This window comes from Leucobacter sp. MMO-125 (assembly GCF_037148395.1).
In the GTDB taxonomy this organism is placed as follows: Bacteria; Actinomycetota; Actinomycetes; order Actinomycetales; family Microbacteriaceae; genus Leucobacter.
This window is the reverse complement of the sequence record NZ_JBBCTL010000002.1, coordinates 174,874-196,709: the sequence shown is the minus strand read 5'-3', so window position 1 is coordinate 196,709 and position 21,836 is coordinate 174,874. Positions and strand designations below refer to the sequence as shown.

Sequence of the window (21,836 nt, the reverse complement as noted above, 5' to 3'; positions counted from 1 at the left end):
GCCCCGAGGTCTACCACCTGCCCTTGCCCCTGCCCCGCAGCTCTGCTTCGACGTTTGTACCCACCTCGGTCTGTGAGAGTCGTGGGCAGGCACGGAGGGGAGCTGAGCGGGCAGGGGCGGGGGATCTGGGGTGTGCAGAGGAAGCGGTGGGGAGCGGGGAAAGCAATGGGGGAGGTTCGGCGTGGCGGCACGCGATCCGCGGTAGGCTTGTATGATGAGCAATTCTGAATACGTCGACGCAGGCGAGCCCATCGAGACCGCCACCGACGAGGCCTCCACCGAGGCTGCTGTACCGGCTGAAACCCAGCCCGAAGTTCCCGCGGAGGCCGAGACCCCGGCTGACACCGCATCCGAGACCACCCCCGAGGCCCCCGCCGCCCCCCAGACCGACGCTGACGAAGCCGCGCCAGCAGCATCCGAGGCACCGGCCTCCGCGCCCGCTGAAGCTGAGCAGGCTGCCGAAGAAGCTCCTGCCGAGAAGTCCACCGAGAAGGCTGCTGCCGAAAAGCCGCGCACCACCTTCGCTGATCTCGGGCTGAACCCCGACGTGCTGCGCGCCATCACCGATGTGGGGTACGAGAACCCGTCGGCGATCCAGGCGGCCACGATTCCCGTGCTGCTCAGCGGCCGCGACGTTGTGGGTCTCGCCCAGACCGGCACCGGCAAGACCGCAGCGTTCGCCCTGCCGATCCTTTCCCGCATCGAGCCGGGCCTCGGCGTGCCGCAGGCCATCGTGCTGGCACCCACCCGCGAGCTCGCGCTGCAGGTCTGCGAGGCCTTCGAGTCGTACGCCTCGCACCTGCCCGAGGTGCGGTTGCTGCCGGTCTACGGCGGCCAGGCGTACGGCCAGCAGCTGAGTGCGCTGCGTCGCGGCGTCGACATCGTCGTGGGCACCCCCGGCCGCGTGATGGATCACCTCAAGCGCGGTTCGCTCGATCTCTCGCAGATCAAGTACCTGGTGCTCGACGAGGCCGACGAGATGCTCAAGATGGGCTTCGCAGAAGACGTCGAGACGATCCTCGCCGATACCCCCGCTGAGAAGCAGGTTGCGCTGTTCTCTGCGACGATGCCGGCCCAGATCCGCCGCATTTCGCAGCAGCACCTCAACGACCCGCAGGAGGTGAAGATTGCGGGCAAAACGCAGACCAGCTCGAACATCACCCAGCGCTACACCGTGGTGTCGTACACGCAGAAGCTCGATGCGCTCACCCGCATCCTCGAGGTGGAAGAGTTCGACGGCCTGATCGTCTTCACCCGCACCCGCGGCGATTCCGAGCAGGTTGCCGAGAAGCTGCGCGCTCGCGGTTACTCCGCCGCCGCCATCAACGGCGACATCCAGCAGGCGCAGCGCGAACGCACTGTGCAGGCGCTCAAGGAGGGCAAGCTCGACATTCTCGTCGCAACCGATGTGGCGGCGCGCGGTCTCGACGTGGAGCGCATCAGCCACGTCGTCAACTACGACCTGCCGATCGACACTGAGAGCTACGTGCACCGCATCGGCCGCACCGGCCGCGCCGGCCGCACCGGCGACGCCATCAGCTTCGTCACGCCGCGCGAGCGTCGCCTGCTCAGCGCCATTGAGAAGGCCACGAAGCAGCCGCTCACCCAGATGCAGCTGCCGCGCGTCGACGAGGTCAACGCGACCCGTCTCTCGCGCTTCGACGACGCCATCACGGCGGCGCTCGAAGAGACCAAGCGCATCGAGGCCTTCCGCGACATCATCGACCACTACGTGCGCCACCACAACGTGCCCGAGGCCGATGTGGCCGCCGCGCTCGCCGTGGTGGCGCAGGGTGACACGCCGCTGCTGCTCACCGAATCCGACGACCGCAAGTTCGAGCGCGACCGTGCGCAGGCTGCACGCTTCCTCGAAGACGGTTCACGTGATCGCGCCCGCGGTGATCGCCCCGAGCGGGGCGATCGGAGTGAGCGTGCGGATCGCGGCCCCCGCGAGCGTCGTGACGATCTGGCCATGTACCGTATCGAGGTGGGCCACCGCCAGAAGGTGAAGCCCGGGCAGATCGTCGGCGCACTCGCCAACGAAGGCGGCCTGTCGCGTGACGATTTCGGTCGCATCCAGATCCGCGATGAGTTCACCCTGGTCGAGCTGCCGAAGCAGCTGTCGGCAGAGGCGCTCGAGCGGCTCGGACAGACCCGCATCAGCGGCAAGCTCATCGAAATCAAAGTCGACAAGGGTGGTTCGTACGGTGGTGGCCGCGACCGTTTCGAGCGCGGTGGCCGAGGCGATCGCAATGACCGCAACGACCGTTCGGGCGGCTACCAGCGCCGTGACCGCGACGAGCGCGGCGGCTACGGCCGAAGCAACGGCGGCTACGATCGCGGTGGCAACGGCGGCTACGACCGTGGTTCGCGCGATGAGCGCGGCGGCTACGACCGCAACCGCAACGACCGCTCGGATCGCGGCGGCTACGATCGTGGCGGTTACGACAAGGATCGCGGCGGACGTGGCTACGACCGCGGCGGTGACCGCTACGATCGCGGTGGCAGCCGAGACGGCGGGTTCCGCGACAGTGGCAAGCGCGACGGTGGATTCCGTGACGGCGGTCACCGTGACGGCGGCAACAACCGCGCCGATGGCAAGCGCAAGCCGCGCTGGTAATCCGGTCAGTCTCTGACGAACGCTTCGAAGTATCGACGCTTGCGGCCCGGGATCTCTCAGACGAGAGATCCCGGGCCGCAGGCGTATTCAGGGCTGGTGTCGTCGCGCTGGCTGCACCGGTCGACGATTGCGTGGCACACGAACCGATCGTCGGCTCATGCCTCGCACGGTCGGCCCCTGCGTCGGAGCCGATGCTCAGACCGTGGTGAAGACCTTGCTCGTGATGCGCCACACGCCGTCGCGCTTGATGAGCCCAAAGTGATTGCGGAAGTCGGCCCCGAGAAAGCCCCGCTCGTCGAGCACGGCGTGCGCGATGTCGCCGGTGACTGACACGCTGTGAATCTCAGACCCATAGTCCGGGCCCGACGGCTCAGCCGTCGCAACAACGTTCGCCGCGAAATCGGCGCCGCTCATCGTCACGTAGTCGGGGCCGAGGTAACCCCACATCACCGCGTTCGGGTCGAAGGCGTCTCGCACGACCTCAGCGTCGGCGGCCTTGCACCCGTCGACGTACTTCTGCACTGCGGCCTCGACCGCGGCTGCTTCACTCATGACTGCTGCTCTTTCGCTCTGAACTTGGAGATGTGAGGTGCATCATTGGCACGAAGGGGGAGCGCTCGCGCACCGAACGCTCCCCCTTCGCTCCTGCTTCAGGATCAGCGTCCGCTGATCACCTGGGGTTCGGCGACAGCCTTCAGGCCCTCGACACCGAACTCGCGGCCGTAGCCCGACTTCTTCGCGCCGCCGAACGGCACCATCGGGTGCAGTCCACCGTGCGAGTTGATCCAGGTGGTGCCGGCCTGGAGACGGCCGGCCACCTCGAGGGCCTTGGCGCGATCCTGCGTCCACACCGAAGAGCCGAGACCGAACTCAAGCTCGTTTGCGAGCTTGATGACCTCGTCGAGGTCGGTGTAGCGGATCACCGGCAGCGCCGGGCCGAACTGCTCCTCGACCACGAGGTCATTGTGCGGATCGATGTCGGCGACAATCGTGGTCGGGTAGAAGTTGCCGGGGGCGTCGCGATCCGGCTCACCGCCGAGCACCACGCGAGCGCCCGAGGCTTTCGCGGCCTCGACCAGACGGTCGACGGTGTCGAACTGGCCGCGGTTCTGCAGCGGGCCGAGAACGTTGTTCTCGTCGAGGCCGACGCCCATCGGCACGTTCGCCGCGAACTTCGCGAGCTCATCGACCACGGCGTCGTAGACCGAGTCGTGCACGTAGAGGCGCTTCAGCGCGGCGCAGGTCTGGCCGGTGTTGATGAACGCTCCCCAGAACAGATCCTCGGCGATGGCCGCGGGATCCACATCGGGAAGCACGATACCGGCGTCGTTGCCGCCGAGCTCGAGCGTGAGGCGGGTCACGTTGTTCGCGGAGGCTTCGATGATCTGCTGGCCCACCGGCGTCGAACCGGTGAACATGATCTTGCCGATCTTCGGGCTGCGGGTGAGCGCATCGCCCACAGTGCGACCGGGGCCGGTGACGATGTTGAGCACACCCTCGGGCAGCACCTGGTTCATCACAGCGACGAGCGCTCGCACCGACAGTGCGGTGGTGTCGGCGGGCTTGATCACCACGGTGTTGCCCATGCGCAGCGACGGGGCGATCTGCCAGATGGAGATCATCATGGGCCAGTTCCAGGGCGAGATCGCACCCACGACGCCGATGGGGCGGTAGTGCATCTCGGCGTAGCCGGACTCGTCATCGATGAGCACCTCAACAGGGAGGGGAGTCTCGGCAGCGGTGCGGGTCCACGCCACGCAGCCGCCCACCTCGAAGCGGGCATTGGGGCCGTTGAGTGGCTTGCCCTGCTCGCGAGACAGCAGCTCGGCAAGCGCCTCAGCCGAAGCCTCGATCTTGTCGGCGGCCTGGTGCAGGTATGCACGGCGCTCGTCGTCGCTGAGCGCCGCCCACGCGGGCTGCGCAGCTTCGGCTTTATCGATCGCGGCCTCGAGATCCTCGATCGACTGCTTCTGCACCTTGCCGATCACCTCGTCGGTGGCCGGGTTGACCGAGTCGCGCGTGTCACCGTCGGTGGCGACGATTGCGGCGAGCAGGCTTTCGTAGGTTTCCATGGATCCTCCAGGTCAAATACCGCTAGACATCATCAGGGTAGCTCTCTGCGCAGGGGCGGGCTTGACTCGTGCGGTGCCCCCGTTGTCTCTGAGGGAACAGTCGGCACGGGCCCCGTCGCGGTGCCCGGAAGAGATACCGCTTCGGCCTCCGCCCGCGCCTGCCTGGTGAGCGGGCGCCGCGCTTCAGCGGGTGCCAGCCGTCGAACTGCGAGCCAACCGACCAGCGCAGCCGCGGCCGACGCCGCGGCAATGCTCGTCGCCATCGTCGCAGCCGAACTGCCGGCGAGCGCCGACACCAGCGGCGCTGCCACCGCACCCGCCGTGAACATCGCCATCCCCAGCAGCGCAGACGCGGTGCCGGCCCGGGCGCCGTGCCCGCTCAGCGCGAGCGAGGTGCCGTTCGGCCCGCCGAGGCCTGCCGCCCCCAGATACAGGGCGAGCAGCGCGATGAACACGGGAGCGGGTGCCCCGAGCAGCGTGACACCGAGCAGCGCGAACGCGGCCACGGCGCCCGCGAGCTGTCCCGTCAGGTACATCCGGGCCGTGCCGAGTCGGCGAACGAACACCCTGCTGAGTTGCGCGCCGCCCAATTGTGCGAGCGCGTTCATCGCGAAGACGAGGCTGAAGAGCTGCGGTGTGAGCCCGAACTGGCCCTGCAGCACAAAGCTCGACATCGACAGGTACGAGAAGAACGCCGCGCCGCCCACACACGCCGCCAGCATGAGCGCCACGAACAGCGGATCGCGCAGCACCACCGAGGCGTGGCTCGCCGTGGTGCCGAGCACGTTGCCCGAGTGCCGGCTGTTCTCGGGAAGCGACTCGCGCAGCCCGAACACTGCCACGAACACGAGCGCGAGGCCGATCCCGGCCAGCACGAAGAAGATGCCCCGCCAGTCCATCACCCGTGCCAGCTGACCGCCGATCACCGGTGCGATGATCGGCGTGACGGAGGTTACGAGTGCGAGCAGCGACAGCATTCGCGACAGCTCGATGCCGTGGAAGAGGTCGCGCGCGACGGCCATACTGATCACTACGCCAGCCGATCCGGCAAGGCCCTGCAGCAGTCGCGCTGCGAGCAGCACCTCGATCGTCGGGGCCACCGCGCACACTACCGAGAGCACCGCGAACAGCACCACCCCCACGATCAGGGGCCGCTTGCGCCCGTAGCGGTCAGACAGCGGGCCGGCCACGAGCTGCCCGATGCCGAGCCCGATCATGCACACCGACATGGTCGCCTGTGCGAGCGCGTCAGAGGTGCCGAGGGTGCGGGCCAGCTGCGGCAGTTGCGGCAGGTACAGGTCCATCGAGAGCGGGCCGAACGCTTCGAGCAGACCGAGCACCAGCGTGATGCGCAGCAGCCCCATCGGCCGGGCGGGGGAGGCCCCCGCCCGGCGGCGCGTGCGCGCGCTCATCGGGCGAGGATCCGGCGCCACCAGCTGTCGCGGGCGTCGTTCGCCGCCCGCGACACCGTGGCGTCCGGCGAGAACCCGGTGAAGCCGTGATAGCCGCCCGACCAGACGTGCAGTTCGGCTTCACCGCCGGCCGCCCAGATGCGGCTCGCATAGTCGACGGATTCGTCGCGGAACACTTCTGCCGATCCGACCTCGATGAACGCGGGCGGTAGCCCGGACAGGTCTGTGGCTCGGGAAGGTGCCTGATAGGGGTGCACGCGCTCGCCGCCGCGGTCAGCGCCGAGTGCGGCATCCCAGCCGGTGTCGTTGTTGTTGCGATCCCAGGCGCCGATGCCGTCGTACTGCCACGCCGAGACCGTCGCGTTGCGGTCATCAATCATGGGGCAGCCGACGAGCTGCCCGGCGAGTGCGGGGCCGCCGCGATCCCGTGCGATGAGCGCGACTGCTGCCGTGAGACCGCCGCCTGCCGAGGCTCCCGAGACGACGATGCGTGCCGGGTCGATGCCGAGCTCGTCGGCGTGCTGCGCCATCCATACGAGCGCCGCGTAGCAGTCTTCTGCCGCAGCGGGGGCGGGGTGCTCGGGGGCGAGCCGGTACTCGACCGCGACGCCAACCGTGCCGAAGCGCTCGGCGAGGTCGATCAGCTCGGCGGTGCCGAAGAAGCGGGTGCCGAGCACGTAGCCGCCGCCGTGGATGCCGAGCACGGCTGGCCGGGCAGGAGCGGAACCGGCGGGCGTCGCCGCCTCGCGGGGGCGCACAATCGTCACCTCGACGTCGGGGGCGCCCGCGGGGCCGGGGATCGTGCGGTGCTCCCACTCGATGGCGCGGCCATCGGCCTGCACCTCCATCGACGGCGTGATCGAGGCGAAGTGGGCGCGGTTCTCGAGGATCGTATGGGCGCGTAGCGGGATCCGCTCGACGAGGTCGAGGAAGAAGGCGAGGCCAGCTTCGAGCTCGGGGTCGTAGGGGACCGTCGCGGGGCGGGTTTCCGGCTCGACGGCGCGGTACGGCTGCTGGGCGGTCATCGCTCGACCCCCGCCCCGATCATGCGGGCGATCCACGAGTCGCGCGATGCGAGCGCGGCCCGGGTGATCTCGGCGTCGGGCATGTACATGTCGAAGCCGTGGCAGCCGCCGGACCAGACGTGCAGCTCGGCTTGGCCGCCGGTGGCCCAGATGCGGGTGGCGTAGTCGATGTCTTCGTCGCGGAACATCTCGGCAGCGCCCACCTCGATGAAGGCGGGTGGCAGGCCGGAGAGGTCGGAGGCGCGTGATGGTGCGGCGTAGGCGGGTGCCCGGTCTGAGTAAGCGAGTTCCTCGCCGAGTACGCATTCCCAGGCGAGCAGGTTCGCGTCGCGGGTCCAGGTGCCGATGCCGTCGTATTGCAGGCTCGACACTGTGGTGTTGGTGTTGTCGAGCATGGGGCACAGCAGGAGCTGCCCGGCGATCGCGGGGCCGCCGCGGTCGCGGGCCATGAGCGACACCGCCGCGGCGAAGGCACCGCCCGCACTGCCGCCCATCACGATGAGACGACCTGGATCGACACCCAGCTCGTCGGAGTGCTCCGCGACCCAGCGGGTGGCGGCGTAGTTGTCTTCGGCTCCCGCCGGGTACGGGTTCTCGGGGGCGAGGCGGTATTCGACGTTGATGCCGACCACGCCGTGGCGCTCGACGAGGTCGATGACGCGCCCGTGCTCCCAGCTGCGATGGCCGACGATCATGCCGCCGCCATGGAAGTTGACGAGCACGGGCAGCGGATCGGGGCCGCGGTCGGCCGGCGCGAACACGGTGATTTCGAATTCGGGGGCGCCGTGGGGGCCGGGGATGAGCCGCTCTTCTGCGGTGATTGCGCGGCCCGCGACGAGCTCTGCGCCGCTGGGGAAGCCGGGGCCGAGCCCGGGTTCGCGCATGGCGGCGAGGGTGTCGCGGCTGAGGCCGGGCTGCGGTGCGGCCGCGAGCGCGTCGAGCACGGGGGTGATCTCGGGGTCGAATGGCACGGGTGGCACGCTGGGGCGGCCGTGGGCGACGGGGCGGGCGGATCCGGTGTCTGCGGTGGCTTCGGTGCTCATGATCACGGCCCTTCGGGGTTGACGAGGCCGCGGTCGGCCCAGAACGGTTCGACGCGTGCTCTGATGGTGTCGGCTCCGATGCGGTCGAGCAGTTCGAGGCTGCCGAGGTTGGCTTCGAGCTGTGCTGCGCTCGACGTGCCGAAGAGGGTGGTCGCGGTTGCCGGGTGAGTGAGGGTGAATGCGATGGCGAGCTGTGCGGGGGTGCCGCCGAGTTCTTCGGCGAGGGCGACGAAGGCGGGCACGTCGTCGATGATGCGCTGACGGATGCCGCCGGGGTCGCGGCCGACTTCACGCTCGGTCGAGACCTTGCCGGCGAGGTAGCCGCCCTCCATCACGTCGGAGGCCTGCATGGAGAGCCCCTGCTGCCAGAGCTTCGCAAAGGGTTCCCCGTCGGGGATGGAGCGGCGGGAGACGCTGTACTTGAGCTGCGCGATTTCGGGGGCGGCGATGCCTTCGGTCGCGGCGATGTCGAGCAGGGCCTGCACGTTCGACGCCGACCAGTTGTTCACGCCCCAGGCCCGGATGAGGCCTGCGCGCTGTAGCTCGTCGAGGCTGAGTGCAATGTCGCGCAGTTCGAGGTCGTCGCGGCGCAGGTCGCCGAGAATGACGAGGTCGGCGTGGTCGTCGCCGACGCGGAAGAGCGCGTTTTCGAGCTGGGGGCGGAAGCCGTGGTCGGCGTCCCAGCCTTCGAGCCAGAGCTTTTCGGAGAGCAGGTATGAGTCGCGGGGCACGCCCACGGCGCGGATGATCGCCGAGAACAGCACATCGGTGAAGGCGGGCGGCATGCCGGGGGCGCCGTAGACGCCCACATCGAAGAGGTTGATGCCGCGGTCGATGGCGGTGCGCACCATGGCGACGGCGTCTTCAAAGTGCATGCGGTCGTAGATGTGCCATGAGCCGAGGGCGAAGACGGAGGTTTCGAGCTCGCTGCGGCCGATGCGGCGGCGGGGAACGGGGGTGGTCATGGGGAATCCTTTCGTGGGGTCTGCGTGCGGCGCTGCGGCGGATCAGGCGGCGTCGATCCGCGGATCGATCACGGCTTTGACCTCGCCGAGCTGGTGCATGTTTGCAATGCGGTCGGAGGCCTCTGCGAGGCCGCAGGGCTGCGAGAACAGCTCGTCCCAGGGGAAGCGGTCGGCGAAGGTGCGGAAGAACTCGATGGAGCGGAAGTAGTCGGAGACATCGCCGTTGAGAGAGCCGACGACGGTGAGTTCCTTGCCCATGATGGCTGAGAGCGGGAAGGGGTCGCCGGTGGGACCGGTGGAGCCGACGATGGCCACGGTGCCGCGCTGGGCGGCCATGCCGATGGCCTCGGGGCCGATGCTCGGCGCGCCCGCGAAGTCGAGCACGAGGTCGGCGCCCTGGCCTCCCGTGATCTCCATGACGCGCGCGATTGTCGCCTCGGAGCCGCCCGCGATGTCGATGGTGTGGGTGGCACCGAAGCGCTCGGCGAGTGCCAGGCGGGGGGCCGGCGCTCCCACTGTGATGACGGTGCCGGCGCCGGAGATGCTGGCGACGGCGGTGGCGAACAGCCCGAGCGCGCCGGATCCCTGCACGACGACGCGGGATCCAGGGCGCACTCCGCCCGCGCGGTCGAAGGCACGCAGCACCGTCTTCGCGGCGCAGCCCGCGGCGGAGGCCCAGGTGTCTTTGACCTCGGCGGGGAGGCGCAGCTTCTGTGCGCCGGGGGTGACGTAGGCGTATTCCGAGAGGCCTGCCGTGGCGTAGGGCGGCACGTCGCTGCGCTGCAGGAAGCCGTAGCCGCGTCGGGAGCATGCGACGGGCTGGCGCAGCACGGTGCAGCCGAAGCACTGACCGCACACCGATTCGGACCAGCCGATGCGGTCGCCCACTGCGAGGGGTTCTCCGAGGGCGTCGACGGTGCCTTCGCCGACTGCGATAACCTCGCCTACCATTTCGTGCCCGAGCACCATGGGCAGCATGCCTGGGAAGGTCATTTTGCCGGCCCAGATCTCAATGTCGGTGCCGCAGAGGGTGGTGCAGGTGATGCGTACGAGGGCGGCGCCGGGCTCGACGCGGTCGGGGAGGGGCAGCTCCTGCATCTCGAGCGGGGCTCCGTGCTCGGTGAGCACGGCTGCGCGCGTGGATGTGGGAATCGTCATCGAAAGCTCCATTCCGTGGGATATCGGCATGGCGTCGTTGCCCGGATGCCGAGGATGTGGTTTTATTCTACATACGTTGACCCAAACGGGAAGCCCCGATTCACTGACGAGTCGCGGGCCTCGCTGTTGCGAGAGAATCCACTGAGACGGAGCGCATCAATGACACCGAAGCGGAGCGCATCATGACGCGGCGCAGTGCGGCGACCACGGGCGGCAGTGCCGCCACGGCATCAGAACCATCAGCCGATCTGGTGCTGATCGGCGGATCGGTGCTCACGATGGACGAGGCCGGCAGCCGCGCCGAAGCGGTTGCAGTGGCGGGGGGTCGCATCCTCGCCGTCGGCGCACAGGCCGACATCGAACCGCTGATCGGCGCGAACACCCGCGTGATCGACCTCGACGGCCGAGCACTGCTGCCCGGTATCAACGACTCCCACCTGCACGCCGCCTGGCTCGGAGCCCGCTGGCCCCACACCTTCTTCGGCGCCCCAGACCCCGAAGTCGCGGCACAGCTGAGCGGCGCGCTCGCCGTCGACCGCGAGGCCCGCCGTGCCGCGATCCTCAATGCCGGTCGCATGCTCTCCGAGCTTGGCATCACCAGCTACACCGAACCGGGCATCGGTCCCGGTGAAGACGACGGCGAAACGGGCTGCTTCCACAGCGAAGTGCTCGACGTCTACCGCGAACTCGCCGCCGAAGGGGAGCTGCAGCAGCGCGTCACCATGCTCGCCCTATACGGCGTGCTCGACGGCCCGAGCGACGTCGAAACCGTGCTCTCCGGCATCCGCGAGCGTGCCGCCGCCGCACCCGAGCCCGAGCCCACCTGGCTCAATGTGCCCGGCGTCAAGATCTTCGGTGACCTCATCCCGCTGTCGCGCCAGGCCTGGACAGACCGTGCCTATGATGACGGCACCCACGGCGACCTGCTCGTGGACGGTGACAGCATCGAGCAAAAGGCCGAGGGCCTTGCCGAGATGATCCGCGCCGCGCACGCCGCAGGCCTGCAGATCGGCCTGCACGCCACCGGCGACCGCACCATCGGCCTCGCCCTCGATGCGATCGCCGAAGCCGCCGCCCAGCCGGGCGCGCCGACTTCCCAGCAGCTCGGCCACGTCATCATTCACGGCGACCTCGCCACCTCCGATCAGGTGCGGCGCATGGCTAAGCTCGGTGTCTGGTTCAATGCGCAGCCCGGCATCGCAACCATCACCGGCTCGTGGCTTGCCTCGATGATGGGGGCTGATGCCGCAGCAGAGGCCTGGCAGTTCGGTGCCGCGCTCGATGCCGGCGTGCTCGTGCTGTCGTCTGATGCTCCGGTGCTGCACTTCGACTGGCGACACTGGGTGGCTGCCGCCGAGGAACGCATCGTGATGATGGGCGGTGACGCCTCACCCGAGGTCGCTAGTGCCCGCTTGCACCGCCTGCTGCGCGCCTACACTGCGGTGCCCGCGGCGCAGGATCGTGCGGCGTCGTGGAAGGGCACCGTCGAGGTGGGCAAGGTGGCCGACCTGGTGGTGCTCGCGCGCGATCCCTTCGAAGTGGGGGCGGAGGGCCTGCCCGAGGTGCCCGTCGATCTCACCGTGCTCGACGGCCAAGTGATCTTCGAGCGATAGCCGGAGCACCTGCAGCGGGGCTGGGCTGGCCCAGGCCCGCCCCGGCGCCGTTGCAGCCGGCGCTGCCGGGGGTGGGGGGGGGGGGGGCGGGGGCGCGGCCCCCCCCCACCCCACCCTCAGAAGATCAGGTGAGCAGCTGGCCGCCGTCGACGGCGAGGCTCACACCGGTGATGTGACCGGCCTGCTCGCTCGCGAGGAACACGACGGACGGAGCGATGTCGGTGACCTTCGCGAGATCGCCGAGGGGGATGCGGCTCGACCAGGCTGCGCGCGCGGGTGACCCTTCAGGCATGCCCATTTCGAGCATCGGGGTGAGCACGGGCCCAGGGGCGACCGCGTTGACGCGAATGCCGTGCGCGGCGAGTTCGATGGCGGCCCAGCGGGTGACGGAGTCGACGGCGGCCTTGCTCGACTCGTAGGCGCCCATGCCCGGGGTGGGCTGGCGGCCGCCGATCGATGAGATGTTGACGATGCTGCCGCCGCCTCCGGCTGCGATGCGGTGCTTCGCGAAGGCCTGGATCATGGTGAAGGTGCCGATCACGTTGACCTCGAGGATCGAGCGGTAGGCCTCGGGTTCGAGCTCGGTGACGGCGCCGTGCACCGAGAGGATGCCTGCGTTGTTGACGAGCACGTCGACGCTGCCGCGTGCTGCGAGGCTCTGGAATGCCTGTGTGACGGCGGCTGCGTCGGTGATGTCGAGGGTGAGGGCTTCGGCTCCGAGTGCCTCGGCGGCCGCGGAGACGGCTGCCGTGTCGCGGTCGGCGAGGATCGCGCGGTCGCCCGCCGCGATGAACGCGCGGGCGATGCCCTGCCCGATGCCGCCGGCGCCGCCGGTGATGAGGACGGTGCGGGATCCGGCGCTGCCGGGGGTGGGTGAGGTCACGGTGACTCCTTCGTCGAGGCTGGTGTGGGGATGATTCTGGGCGCCGCTGCGGTGTGCGCTGGATCGATCAGCCTTTATATTATACGATCGTAGAAAATAAAGGGAGTGCGGATCTGCGGCAGCAGCCGCGCGCCCCGAAGTCGACACTGCGAGGAGGCGGTTGTGGCATTCACAGGCAGGGTTCCCACTCGAAAGCTCGGGCCGGGCGGACCGGAGGTGCCGGTATTCGCGCTCGGCTCCTGGAATATCTGGGATCGCATGGAAGTGGCGGATCGCCTCGCGCTGATCAACCGCGCCGTCGAAGCCGGTTCGGCATTCTTCGACGTCGCCTACTACAACATGGGGCCGCACGCCGAGGCTTCGCGCACCGACCTGCTCTTCGGCGAGGCCATCCGCGAACTGGGCCTCGCCCGCACTGACTACCAGCTCTGCGGCAAGCTCTGGCTGTGGGAGTACCCCCAGACCGGCTTCGCCGGACAGATGGACGTGTCGCTCGAACGCATCGGGGCGGGCGCGGGCGGGCCCGAGAGCTTTGACACCGTCGTCGTCGGCGACTTCATGGGCGACATCGATATCGCCCAGGTGGTGCGCGACGTGCAGGCCGAGATTGACCGCGGCAGCTTCACGAGCTGGGGGGTCAACAACTGGCCGGCCGAAGCGCTGCAGCTCGCGCTCGACACCGTCGCGGCAGAGGGGCTCACTCCGCCCAGCTTCGCCCAGCTGAAATACGGGCTGGTGAGGCGCAGCATGGCCGAGGGAGAGTTCTACGGCCGCTGGTTTACAGAGGGCGTGCTGGCGCTGCAAGCGTCTGACGCTTTCGAGGGTGGCATTCTCGTGGGCAAGCTCAGCCCCAAGCGCAAAATCGGCGCCGATGTGGGTGGTATTCGGGAGCGCATCGTTGCCGCCTACCCCGAGGTGCAGCGCATCGCCGACTCCTTCGGCGCGACCCCGGCGCAGCTCGGCATTGCGTTCTGCCTGGCGAACCCCGCCACCGCGAACGTGCTCTTCGGGGCGTCGAGCGTGCGCCAGTTCGAGGACAATCTCGGCGCGATCCCGCTGCTCGAGAGCGTGGGGGCTGAGCGGATCCGTGAGGCTGTGGCGGGTCTCTGGCTCGACCGCGAGGTGCGTGCCGACGGCGTCTGGGCCCCGCCGGCCGCCTAGCCGGGGCTGCCGGCCCGTCGGCCGGTGCTCGCCCGTCGGCACGTCTGCCCGCTGAGTCGGCCTGTTCATACCGAGTCGGCCCCCAGTTCGCGTGAATTGGGGGCCGACTCGACGCGCGGCCCTTGTGGGCGGGGCCGCTACTGGGCGAGGAAGTGGATCGCGGCCTCGCGGAACTCGAGGCTGTCGAGCGCTGCCCGGTGGTCGCCGGGCACGTGAGTGAGCGATGCCTGCGGCAGTGCGTCGGCCATCTGCTCGATGCCCTGCGTCATCTGGTCGTCACTGCCCGCAACGAGCAGTGTCGGCACCGCGGGGCCACCCTGCTGGGGTGCGAAGGGCTCGCTTGCGAGACCAGGGATCAGCTTCGCGAGCGAGGCGGTGTCGCGGCCGGGCGCTGAGATCATGCCGGCCATCATGCCGACGAGAGGGTTCGTGGGCTCGGCTCCACCGAGCACGGCGTCGAGCTCTGCGGGGTCGACTGCGGTGAAGGGCTCGAAGGCGCTGAGGCCGCCGAGCACCAGGCGGCGCACGCGGGGTGACGCGGCGGGCAGCTCCCAGGCGAGTCGCGAGCCCAGCGAGTATGCGATGACGTCGAGGTCGCCCTCGGGGGCGACGGTCGCGGCGGCATCGAGGATCGCCGCGACGACGGCCGAGGTTGCGGCCTCGTCGGCTGTTGCGATGGCCGGGCTGTCGCCGTGGCCGGGCAAGTCGATGGCGATGACGCTGCGACCTGCAGCTGCCAAGGCCTCGGCCCAGCCTGTGTCGAGGAAGTCTTCGGATGCGCTCGACGCGAAGCCGTGCAGCAGCACCACGGGGGGCTGCTGGGTGTCTGCGGCGGGGAAGTGGTGGACGCTGAGTGCCATGATCGACCTTTCGACGGTGAAACGGGAATCGGGGGACGGGAGCCAGCGAGGCGGCTGGTGGTCTGGGCGGGTTGTGAGCCGTGATCGGCTCGGCCTGGCGCTGACTGCGCCGCCGGAAGGCGAGTGGCATGATCCGCCATCGCTATTTTTCTATGTTAGTAGAAAATAAACTCCCGCACCGCTGGACATTTTATGTCTACGTATGTAGAGTTTCCGGCAGGCCACACCACGGACACCGTCGTCCCGTTCGAGCGGGGCGGCCCAGAATCGTAAGGAACGACTCGCATGACCGCAACCCCCTCACGCATCGTCGACATCGCCATCGGCTTCATGGGCGCAAAGCAGCTCGACAACGCCGCCCGCATCGGCCTCTTCAAGGCACTCGCCGACGGCCCCAAGAACCTCGCCGAGCTGGCCGCCGCCACGCAGCACTCCGAGCGCCAGGTGCGCACCCTCGCCGACGCGATGAACAGCCTCGGCCTGCTGCGCCGCGAAAACGGCGTCTACTCGCTCGAAGCCGACGCCGAGAAGTACCTCTCGGGCAAGGGAGAGATCGACCTCACCCCCTTCATCGCCTTCCTCGGCGACATCAGCTACAAGCAGTGGCTCGGCTACGAGAAGACCGTCGACAGCGACGAAGCCGGCACCCTCGACCTCGATGAGGCCGGCTGGGGCGACTTCATGGCCGGCGTGATGACCTACAACGCGCTGCACGCCGAGCAGTTCGGCGAGGCCTTCGACTTCTCGCAGTTCCGCAACGCCCTCGACTTCGGCGGCCTCGCCGCCGGCTTCTCGGTGGCCGCCATGCAGCAGAACCCCGAGCTCACCACCCGCTTTGTCTACGCTCCCGGCTTCACCGAGGGCATCGCGCAGGCCGCCGAGGAGGCCGGCGTCGCCAACCGCATCTCGCTCGAAGAAGGCCCCACCGAGTCGACCGAGCCCGGCGGCGAGCACGACCTCGTGCTGCTCACCCACGTGCTGCACCGTTTCGACGAGGCCCAGAACCAGGCCATCCTGCGTGCCTCCCGTGGCGCCGCAGCCGACGGCGCCACGCTCATGCTGCTCGACTTCTTCCTCGACGAGGACGACACCCAGCGCCCCATCGACGCGCTGCACGCCGGCGAGTACTTCAACATCGACGGCACTGTCGTGTACCCGATCGCGCAGGTCGAGGGCTGGCTCGCCGAGACCGGCTGGAAGTTCGACCGCCTCGTCGCGCTGCCGGGCAGCCCGCGCGTGCTCGTCGCAACCGCGGTCTAATGTGCTCTGCGCCGCGGGGCCGGGGTCGATGCGTCGGCGCCCGGCCCCGCCGCGTTCGCGCCGCGGCTGTTGCGCCCGAGTCGCCGCTCCCGGCCCCCGCCCCTATGACGATCACCGGAGGATCGCAATGCCCGTCATCGAGACCGTGCGAGCACCCATCGAGGCGAGCTCAGTGGGGCTCGTGCTCGCCGCCGAAACCATCCTCTGCGCCCCTGCGGAGCGCCGCGGCAACGCCGGGGTGCCCGCCGGTGACGCCGAGTTCGAGCGCAGCCACGTCGACATGCCGGCGTTGGGCCGGCTCATGCTGGGCGCGGTCAACACCGACGATCGCACGCTCACCGCGCCCGACGCAGAGGGTGCCCTCGACGTGCTCGCGGCAGCCGTGGGCGAGGGGCCCGTACCGCTGATCGTCGCACTCGCCGGGCATGGGTCGACAGCCCGCCCGGGCGCGCTCGCGTGCCTGAGCCGGGCCAGCGGCGTCGCCATCGTGCGGGGCATCGACGGTACCGGCGGGGGCGAAGCCGGCGCGCGTGGTCACGCCGATCAGGATCTCGATTCCGCTCCTGATCCCGATGCCGCAGCTGCCATCATCTCCGCCGAACTCTCGGCCGCCGAGCACCCCGCTGGAGTCGTCGGCGCGATCCCGCTGCCCGATGCGGCCGCCCCTGCCGAGCAGCAAGACCGGGCGAGGGCGTTGATACGATCCGCTGCCGCTGCCGCCCGAGCCGCGGGGGTCGCCCTCGTGCTGGCACCGGCGGCCGATCCTTGGGCCGTCGCACCGGCACCCACAGACGTCAGGGAGCGCTTCGCAGACCTCGCGCCGGCACTCGCCGATGTCGACGCGGCGGGCCTCGACCGCTCGCGCGTGATCCTCACCGGCACCGCCGGCCTCATAGCGAGCGAGCGAGGTCACGGCGTCGACCTCGAGAGCCTTGACGCCCTCCTCGATCTCGGCCCGGCGATCTGCTTCGACGACCTTGGGCGCATCCCGAACGTGCGCACCGTCGTCTCCGACCACGACATCGCCATTGCAATCCTGCGGGCAGCCGAGCGCGGCACGGCGAGCCGAATCGTGCTCAGCAGCGGGATCCGCAACAAGCACAGGCTCACGGCCTTCGGTGGCAACGGGCTCGAATTCGCGGCGACGCAGTTCTTGCCCTATCTGCGCATGCTGGGAGCCGACGACGCACTCGTGAGCGCAGTCGGCGGCGGCAACGCGGCCCGGATGCTCGCACGCACGACCCACGAGGGAGCAGCGCAATGACGGATCGCAACACGCAGGCGGCGCCCGCGCTCGACAGGCTCGAGATCCCGAACCTCGAAGGGCTGGTGCAGACCGTGCTCGGCCCGGTGCGCCCCGAGCAGCTCGGCCCCACGCTTATGCACGAGCACATCTTTCTCGACATCAGGCGCCCCGCGCACACCGCCAACCCCCGCCCGGGGGAGTGGGATGCGGCAGCCGGGGATCCGCTCACCCTCGACACGCTCGCCGCTGTGCGCCGCGGCCGCCCCAACATCGACAACGATGTGCTCGGCGACTTCGACACCGCACTCGACGAGGTGGGCGACTTCGCGCGCCAGGGCGGCGGCACCATGGTCGAGGTGACCCCCAGCGGTGTGGGCCGCGACGCGGGCGCGCTCGCGAGGCTCAGCCGCGCTTCGGGTCTGAACATTGTGATGGGGGCCGGCTGGTATCAGAAAGACCTGCACCCGATCGGCTTTGCCGAGCGCAGTCTCGACGAGCTCGCCGCCGACATCGTGCGCGACATCGTGGTGGGTGTCGGTGGTGCGGCCGCTGGCGGGGCGCTTCCCGGCTCCGCGATCCGCTCGGGCATCATCGGGGAGGTGGGCGCCGAGGGCGACCCCGTCGACCCTCAGGAGATGCGCAGCGTGCGCGCCGCAGGCCGCGCCTCCGCAATCACTGGCGCCCCGATCACGCTGCACATGGGCGGCTGGGGTGAGGCGAAGCTGCGGGTGCTCGATGCCCTCGAAGAGGAAGGGGCGGATCCGCGCTCCGTCGTCTTCGGTCACGCCGGCAGCATCGCCGACGATATGCCCCTCGCGCGCCGGCTGCTGGCGCGGGGCGTCACCGTCGAGGCAGACTTTCTCGGCACCACGGGCAGCCCGTGGGGCACGCTGTTTCCGTTTACCGACCGATCCGTGGCGCGCGGCTTCGCAGAGCTGGTGGCAGATGGATGGGGATCGCAGCTCGTGCTGGGCGGCGATGTGTGCCAGCGTGTGCAACTGCGGCGCTGCGGCGGGCACGGCTACGGCTATGTGATGGAGCACTTCCTGCCGGTGCTCGCCGAGTTCGGTGTCGCCGCAGAGGCCATCGACCGCATCATGGTGGAGAACCCGGCGCGGGTGCTCACCTTCGGGGCACCGCGGGGACGCTGAGACCGGGGCACCCGGATCGCCCCGGGTCGCCAGGGTGGCGCAGGGTTTCAGGGGCGGCGCAGGCGCGCGACGAAGTCGGTGACCTGGGCGTCGAGCACGGCGCTATTGAGGTGCTCAGGGCTCACGACCCGGGTGACTGTGGCGCCGATGTTCATGAGCACGATCTCGCTGACGAGTTGTTCGTCGGGGGTGCCGGTGACGATGTCGCCGTCTTCGCGTCCCTCGCGCAGATACTGCAGGTATCCGGCCTTCCAGCTGGTGAGATGCTCGCCGTAGTCGTGGTCGATTTCGCTGCTGAAGGCGCAGCGCTCCCAGAAGGAGAGCAGCACGCGGGCCGCGGTGGCGTCTTCGTTGGTGGGCAGCGTGTAGCGCATCGACATCTCGAGCGCTTCGATGCCGCGCTTGCCGGCGACGTGTGCTGCGAGGCGGCCCTGGATGCGTGACAGGGAGCGCTCGTAGGCACCCTCGATGATCGCATCCTTGCCCGAGAAGTAGTGCTTGAGTGCGCCGTTCGCGAAGCCGGCCCGCGAGGCGATCTCGCGCATGGTGGCGGCTTCTATGCCGCCCTCCACGATGAGCTGCCAGGTGACGTCGACGATCTCTTTGCGTCGCTGATCGTGGTCGATGATCTTCGGCATTGAGGCATCCTTCGGCGAGCTGGCGTTTTCTCCTCCAGTGTAGACGAAAAGCCGCGCTCGGCGGCAGGAACGCCCCGCGCCCCGCGATCCGCCGCCCTGTGATGCGCGACCGCCTCTGATCCGCGCCCACCCACCCTGATCCGCCCCACCTATGCCCCAACCCCGCCGAAGGGAGAAAAAGCCGCCGGAATCCGCCACCCAAGCCGCATTCTCCTCCACTCGACGATCCTCACCCCGCCCCTCAATTGACCTCAACCGCAGGCGTCTTGCGCCTGCGAGCACGAGTCTGGGGTTGCGCTCGACGCGGGGGCATTGGCGATGCGAGGCTGAGCGGGGTGCGGCGAAGGAGCCGCACGCGAGAGGAGTTCTGATGTCGGAGCATTCTGTGTCTGGGCGCGCACCGAAGAGCGCGATCGTGGTCGGGGCGGGTTCGGCCGGTTCGGTTGTTGCCCGCCGGCTCGCCGATGCCGGGGTCGAGGTGACCCTGCTCGAGGCGGGCGGGGAGGACACGAACCCCGCGATCCACGATCTCAGCCGCATGGGCGAGCTGTGGCACTCGTCCGACGACTGGGACTACTACACGACGCCGCAGCCGGGCGCGAACGGCCACCGTCTGCACTGGCCACGCGGCAAGGTGCTGGGCGGTTCGCACTCGCTGAACGCAATGATCTGGGTGCGGTGCGTGCCTCAGGACTTCGATCACTGGGCTTCGCTCGGCAACGAGGGCTGGTCGTGGGATGACGTGCTGCCGGTGTACCGCGCGATTGAGAACTATCGTGGCGGGGGCGACCCGGCGCTGCACGGCGCCGAGGGTTTGCTCGACGTGACTGATGAGTATGAGCTGTCGCCGATCCAGCAGTCGATCATCGATGCCGCGGTCGAAGAGGGCCTGCCGCACAACCCGGACTACAACGGCGCATCGATCGAGGGTGTGTCGCAGCAGCAGATCACAGTGCGCGACGGCAAGCGCTTCAACACGTACATGGCGTACGTGAAGCCGGTTCGGGATCGCCTCACCGTGGAGGTGGGCTGCCATGTGCACGAGCTGATCTTCTCGGATGACGAAGACCTTGCCGGGCGCCCGCGTGTGGTGGGGGTGCGTTTCGCGCAGGGCGGCGAGGTGTGCGAGCTGTTCGCCGACGAGGTGATTCTTGCTGCTGGCGCGATCGATTCGCCGCGGGTGTTGCTGCGCAGCGGTATCGGCCCTGCTGATGAGCTGCGCGAGGTGGGGATCGAGCCGCGCGTCGACCTGCCCGGTGTGGGCAAGAACCTGCACGACCACTATCTTGCGCCGGTGATCTTCGACACGGAGAAGCCGATCGACCCGCCGCGTGAGGGGGTGTCGGTGACGCAGACGCACCTGTTCTGGAAGAGTCGCGAGGAGCTGGATCGCCCGGATACGCAGCCCATCAACTTCTCGGTGCCGATGTACGGTGATTTCCTGGAGCCGAAGGGCGCCAACGGCTTCTCGCTGATGGCGGGGCTCGTAACGCCTGAGTCGCGTGGCGAGATCCGCCTGTCGGGCCCGAACCCGGGGGATCCGCTGGTAATCGACCCGCAGGCGCTCACGGCTGAGCATGATGTTGAGTCGCTGGTGGCCTCGGTGCGGCAGTGTCGGCGCATCGGCAGCCAGGCGGCGCTCGCCGCCGCGCCCGACGAAGGCGGCTGGGGTGCGACCGAGGTGTATCCGGGCCCGTCGGTGGGCGACGGCGACGACCTCGTCGACTACGTGCGCAACACGGTGGCGACGTACCACCACCAGGTTGGCACTTGCAAGATGGGCGTCGATGAGCTGGCTGTGGTGTCGCCGCGCCTCGCGGTGCACGGCGTTGATGGCCTGCGCGTGATCGACGCTTCGGTGATGCCGCGGGTGACCACGGGCAACACGAACGCTCCTGCGGTGCTGATCGGTGAGCTGGGCGCGAAGTTCGTGCTCGCCGGTGAGCGTTAGGCGGATCGCTGTGGCGTCGCCGGGGGTTCCGGCTCTCGCGCCGGGCCTGTTCGAGGGCCGCACCGTGCTGGTCACGGGCGGCACCTCGGGCATCGGCTTGGCGGCTGCTGAGGCGTTCGCGGGGCTCGGCGCGCGCGTGATCGCGGCCGGGCTCGGCGCTGATCGGGCGCGGGTGTCGCCGGGGCTCGATGTCGAACTGGTCGAGGTCGACGTCACCGACGATGCCGCATTGCGCGCGGTGGTGGAGGGGCTCGACAGGCTTGATGTACTCGTGCCGGCCGCGGGCATCAGCCTGGGGGAGCGCGAGCTCGAGTGGGAGGCCTTCAACACGGTGCTCTCGATCCAGCTGGCCGCGGTGTATCGCATCGCTGAGCTGACGCGCCCGCTGCTCGCAGCGTCGGGTGGCTCGGTGATCACGATCGCGTCGATGTTCGCCTTTTTCGGGGGCGGATCGCGGGTCGCGTATTCAGCGGCGAAGGGTGGCGTGGTGCAGCTCACCAAGTCACTCGCAGAGGCCTGGGCCGGTGACGGCATCAGGGTGAATTGCGTGGCACCGGGGTGGATCGAGACGCCCCTTGCAGACGGCCTGGATGCCCGTGCGAAGGAGCGGATCCTGTCGCGCACGCCGCTCGCCCGCTTCGGGGCAGCGTCGGAAGTGGCCGCGGTGATCGCGTTTCTCGCCTCGGATGCGGCGTCGTTCATCGACGGTGCGGTGCTGCCTGTCGACGGCGGCTATTTGACGACGGCGGTGTGACCGGGAGGGCACCGGGAACTTCCC

The 21,836-nt window shown here is 69.2% G+C and carries 18 protein-coding genes; 8 read left to right on the top strand and 10 right to left on the bottom strand.

Features of this window, described 5'->3' with window-relative positions; translation table 11 throughout:
* The first annotated feature begins 214 nt into the window (after window positions 1-214).
* Window positions 215-2,620 (top strand): DEAD/DEAH box helicase, encoded by a 2,406-nt coding sequence (locus WFI54_RS05640; protein ID WP_336651819.1) that lies wholly within the window; start codon window positions 215-217, stop codon window positions 2,618-2,620.
* Between the two features lie 195 nt (window positions 2,621-2,815).
* Here WFI54_RS05640 and WFI54_RS05635 read toward each other — a convergent pair whose 3' ends face one another.
* From WFI54_RS05635 to WFI54_RS05605, 7 genes are all read right to left on the bottom strand, one after another.
* Window positions 2,816-3,172: a nuclear transport factor 2 family protein gene (locus WFI54_RS05635; protein WP_336651818.1), complete on the bottom strand. Its 357-nt coding sequence runs from the start codon at window positions 3,170-3,172 to the stop codon at window positions 2,816-2,818.
* Between the two features lie 104 nt (window positions 3,173-3,276).
* Window positions 3,277-4,692: an aldehyde dehydrogenase family protein gene (locus tag WFI54_RS05630; protein ID WP_336651817.1), complete on the bottom strand. Its 1,416-nt coding sequence runs from the start codon at window positions 4,690-4,692 to the stop codon at window positions 3,277-3,279.
* A gap of 32 nt (window positions 4,693-4,724) precedes the next feature.
* The gene (locus WFI54_RS05625; protein WP_336651816.1) at window positions 4,725-6,104 is read right to left on the bottom strand and encodes a multidrug effflux MFS transporter; all 1,380 of its coding nucleotides are present in this window, start codon (window positions 6,102-6,104) and stop codon (window positions 4,725-4,727) included.
* Window positions 6,101-7,129, bottom strand: a complete 1,029-nt coding sequence (locus WFI54_RS05620) for an alpha/beta hydrolase (protein WP_336651815.1) — start codon at window positions 7,127-7,129, stop codon at window positions 6,101-6,103. The genes WFI54_RS05625 and WFI54_RS05620 overlap by 4 nt, the downstream gene beginning before the upstream one ends.
* Window positions 7,126-8,172, bottom strand: a complete 1,047-nt coding sequence (locus WFI54_RS05615; RefSeq protein WP_336651814.1) for an alpha/beta hydrolase — start codon at window positions 8,170-8,172, stop codon at window positions 7,126-7,128. The genes WFI54_RS05620 and WFI54_RS05615 overlap by 4 nt, the downstream gene beginning before the upstream one ends.
* Before the next feature lie 2 nt (window positions 8,173-8,174).
* Window positions 8,175-9,137 carry an aldo/keto reductase gene (locus tag WFI54_RS05610; protein ID WP_336651813.1) on the bottom strand — a complete coding sequence of 321 codons (963 nt, stop codon included), beginning with the start codon at window positions 9,135-9,137 and terminating at the stop codon, window positions 8,175-8,177.
* A 42-nt stretch (window positions 9,138-9,179) separates the two neighbouring features.
* The gene (locus WFI54_RS05605) at window positions 9,180-10,295 is read right to left on the bottom strand and encodes a zinc-binding dehydrogenase (RefSeq protein ID WP_336651812.1); all 1,116 of its coding nucleotides are present in this window, start codon (window positions 10,293-10,295) and stop codon (window positions 9,180-9,182) included.
* 182 nt (window positions 10,296-10,477) lie between these two features.
* Here WFI54_RS05605 and WFI54_RS05600 point away from each other — a divergent pair, with 182 nt between their 5' ends.
* Window positions 10,478-11,908: an amidohydrolase gene (locus tag WFI54_RS05600; RefSeq protein WP_336651811.1), complete on the top strand. Its 1,431-nt coding sequence runs from the start codon at window positions 10,478-10,480 to the stop codon at window positions 11,906-11,908.
* A 124-nt stretch (window positions 11,909-12,032) separates the two neighbouring features.
* On the opposite strand, the gene WFI54_RS05595 is transcribed toward WFI54_RS05600, so the two are convergent.
* On the bottom strand, window positions 12,033-12,791 hold the full coding sequence (locus tag WFI54_RS05595) for an SDR family NAD(P)-dependent oxidoreductase (protein ID WP_336651810.1): 759 nt from the start codon (window positions 12,789-12,791) through the stop codon (window positions 12,033-12,035).
* Window positions 12,792-12,953: 162 nt separating this feature from the next.
* On the opposite strand from WFI54_RS05595, the gene WFI54_RS05590 reads away from it, so the two are divergent.
* The gene (locus WFI54_RS05590) at window positions 12,954-13,952 is read left to right on the top strand and encodes an aldo/keto reductase (protein WP_336651809.1); all 999 of its coding nucleotides are present in this window, start codon (window positions 12,954-12,956) and stop codon (window positions 13,950-13,952) included.
* Window positions 13,953-14,089: 137 nt separating this feature from the next.
* Here the strand turns inward: WFI54_RS05590 and WFI54_RS05585 are convergent, their stop codons facing one another.
* Window positions 14,090-14,812, bottom strand: a complete 723-nt coding sequence (locus WFI54_RS05585) for an alpha/beta fold hydrolase (protein ID WP_336651808.1) — start codon at window positions 14,810-14,812, stop codon at window positions 14,090-14,092.
* A gap of 285 nt (window positions 14,813-15,097) precedes the next feature.
* Between WFI54_RS05585 and WFI54_RS05580 the strand changes: the two genes are divergently transcribed.
* The 3 genes from WFI54_RS05580 to WFI54_RS05570 all read left to right on the top strand — a co-directional run bounded on the left by WFI54_RS05580 (window position 15,098) and on the right by WFI54_RS05570 (window position 18,469).
* Window positions 15,098-16,072 carry a methyltransferase family protein gene (locus tag WFI54_RS05580; RefSeq protein WP_336651807.1) on the top strand — a complete coding sequence of 325 codons (975 nt, stop codon included), beginning with the start codon at window positions 15,098-15,100 and terminating at the stop codon, window positions 16,070-16,072.
* A 127-nt stretch (window positions 16,073-16,199) separates the two neighbouring features.
* Complete coding sequence (locus WFI54_RS05575) at window positions 16,200-17,336, top strand: hypothetical protein (RefSeq protein ID WP_336651806.1); 1,137 nt, start codon at window positions 16,200-16,202, stop codon at window positions 17,334-17,336.
* Complete coding sequence (locus WFI54_RS05570; protein ID WP_336651805.1) at window positions 17,333-18,469, top strand: phosphotriesterase family protein; 1,137 nt, start codon at window positions 17,333-17,335, stop codon at window positions 18,467-18,469. Before WFI54_RS05575 ends, WFI54_RS05570 begins: the two co-directional genes overlap by 4 nt.
* Before the next feature lie 47 nt (window positions 18,470-18,516).
* Here the strand turns inward: WFI54_RS05570 and WFI54_RS05565 are convergent, their stop codons facing one another.
* The gene (locus tag WFI54_RS05565; RefSeq protein WP_336651804.1) at window positions 18,517-19,107 is read right to left on the bottom strand and encodes a TetR/AcrR family transcriptional regulator; all 591 of its coding nucleotides are present in this window, start codon (window positions 19,105-19,107) and stop codon (window positions 18,517-18,519) included.
* A gap of 370 nt (window positions 19,108-19,477) precedes the next feature.
* Between WFI54_RS05565 and WFI54_RS05560 the strand changes: the two genes are divergently transcribed.
* Together WFI54_RS05560 and WFI54_RS05555 are read left to right on the top strand one after the other, a co-directional pair.
* Window positions 19,478-21,058 (top strand): GMC family oxidoreductase, encoded by a 1,581-nt coding sequence (locus tag WFI54_RS05560; RefSeq protein ID WP_336651803.1) that lies wholly within the window; start codon window positions 19,478-19,480, stop codon window positions 21,056-21,058.
* Window positions 21,059-21,068: 10 nt separating this feature from the next.
* Entirely contained in the window at window positions 21,069-21,812 is a 744-nt protein-coding gene (locus WFI54_RS05555) for an SDR family NAD(P)-dependent oxidoreductase (RefSeq protein ID WP_336651802.1), read from the top strand.
* Window positions 21,813-21,836 lie beyond the last annotated feature (24 nt).

Coding starts and splice junctions, on each gene's coding strand:
- WFI54_RS05565 (WP_336651804.1), bottom strand. CDS start 19,107: ATGCCGAAGATCATCGACCACGATCAGCGACGCAAAGAGATCGTCGAC.
- WFI54_RS05585 (WP_336651808.1), bottom strand. CDS start 14,812: ATGGCACTCAGCGTCCACCACTTCCCCGCCGCAGACACCCAGCAGCCC.
- WFI54_RS05640 (WP_336651819.1), top strand. CDS start 215: ATGAGCAATTCTGAATACGTCGACGCAGGCGAGCCCATCGAGACCGCC.
- WFI54_RS05615 (WP_336651814.1), bottom strand. CDS start 8,172: ATGAGCACCGAAGCCACCGCAGACACCGGATCCGCCCGCCCCGTCGCC.
- WFI54_RS05560 (WP_336651803.1), top strand. CDS start 19,478: ATGTCGGAGCATTCTGTGTCTGGGCGCGCACCGAAGAGCGCGATCGTG.
- WFI54_RS05625 (WP_336651816.1), bottom strand. CDS start 6,104: ATGAGCGCGCGCACGCGCCGCCGGGCGGGGGCCTCCCCCGCCCGGCCG.
- WFI54_RS05600 (WP_336651811.1), top strand. CDS start 10,478: ATGACGCGGCGCAGTGCGGCGACCACGGGCGGCAGTGCCGCCACGGCA.
- WFI54_RS05620 (WP_336651815.1), bottom strand. CDS start 7,129: ATGACCGCCCAGCAGCCGTACCGCGCCGTCGAGCCGGAAACCCGCCCC.
- WFI54_RS05580 (WP_336651807.1), top strand. CDS start 15,098: ATGACCGCAACCCCCTCACGCATCGTCGACATCGCCATCGGCTTCATG.
- WFI54_RS05630 (WP_336651817.1), bottom strand. CDS start 4,692: ATGGAAACCTACGAAAGCCTGCTCGCCGCAATCGTCGCCACCGACGGT.
- WFI54_RS05635 (WP_336651818.1), bottom strand. CDS start 3,172: ATGAGTGAAGCAGCCGCGGTCGAGGCCGCAGTGCAGAAGTACGTCGAC.
- WFI54_RS05610 (WP_336651813.1), bottom strand. CDS start 9,137: ATGACCACCCCCGTTCCCCGCCGCCGCATCGGCCGCAGCGAGCTCGAA.
- WFI54_RS05575 (WP_336651806.1), top strand. CDS start 16,200: ATGCCCGTCATCGAGACCGTGCGAGCACCCATCGAGGCGAGCTCAGTG.
- WFI54_RS05605 (WP_336651812.1), bottom strand. CDS start 10,295: ATGACGATTCCCACATCCACGCGCGCAGCCGTGCTCACCGAGCACGGA.
- WFI54_RS05570 (WP_336651805.1), top strand. CDS start 17,333: ATGACGGATCGCAACACGCAGGCGGCGCCCGCGCTCGACAGGCTCGAG.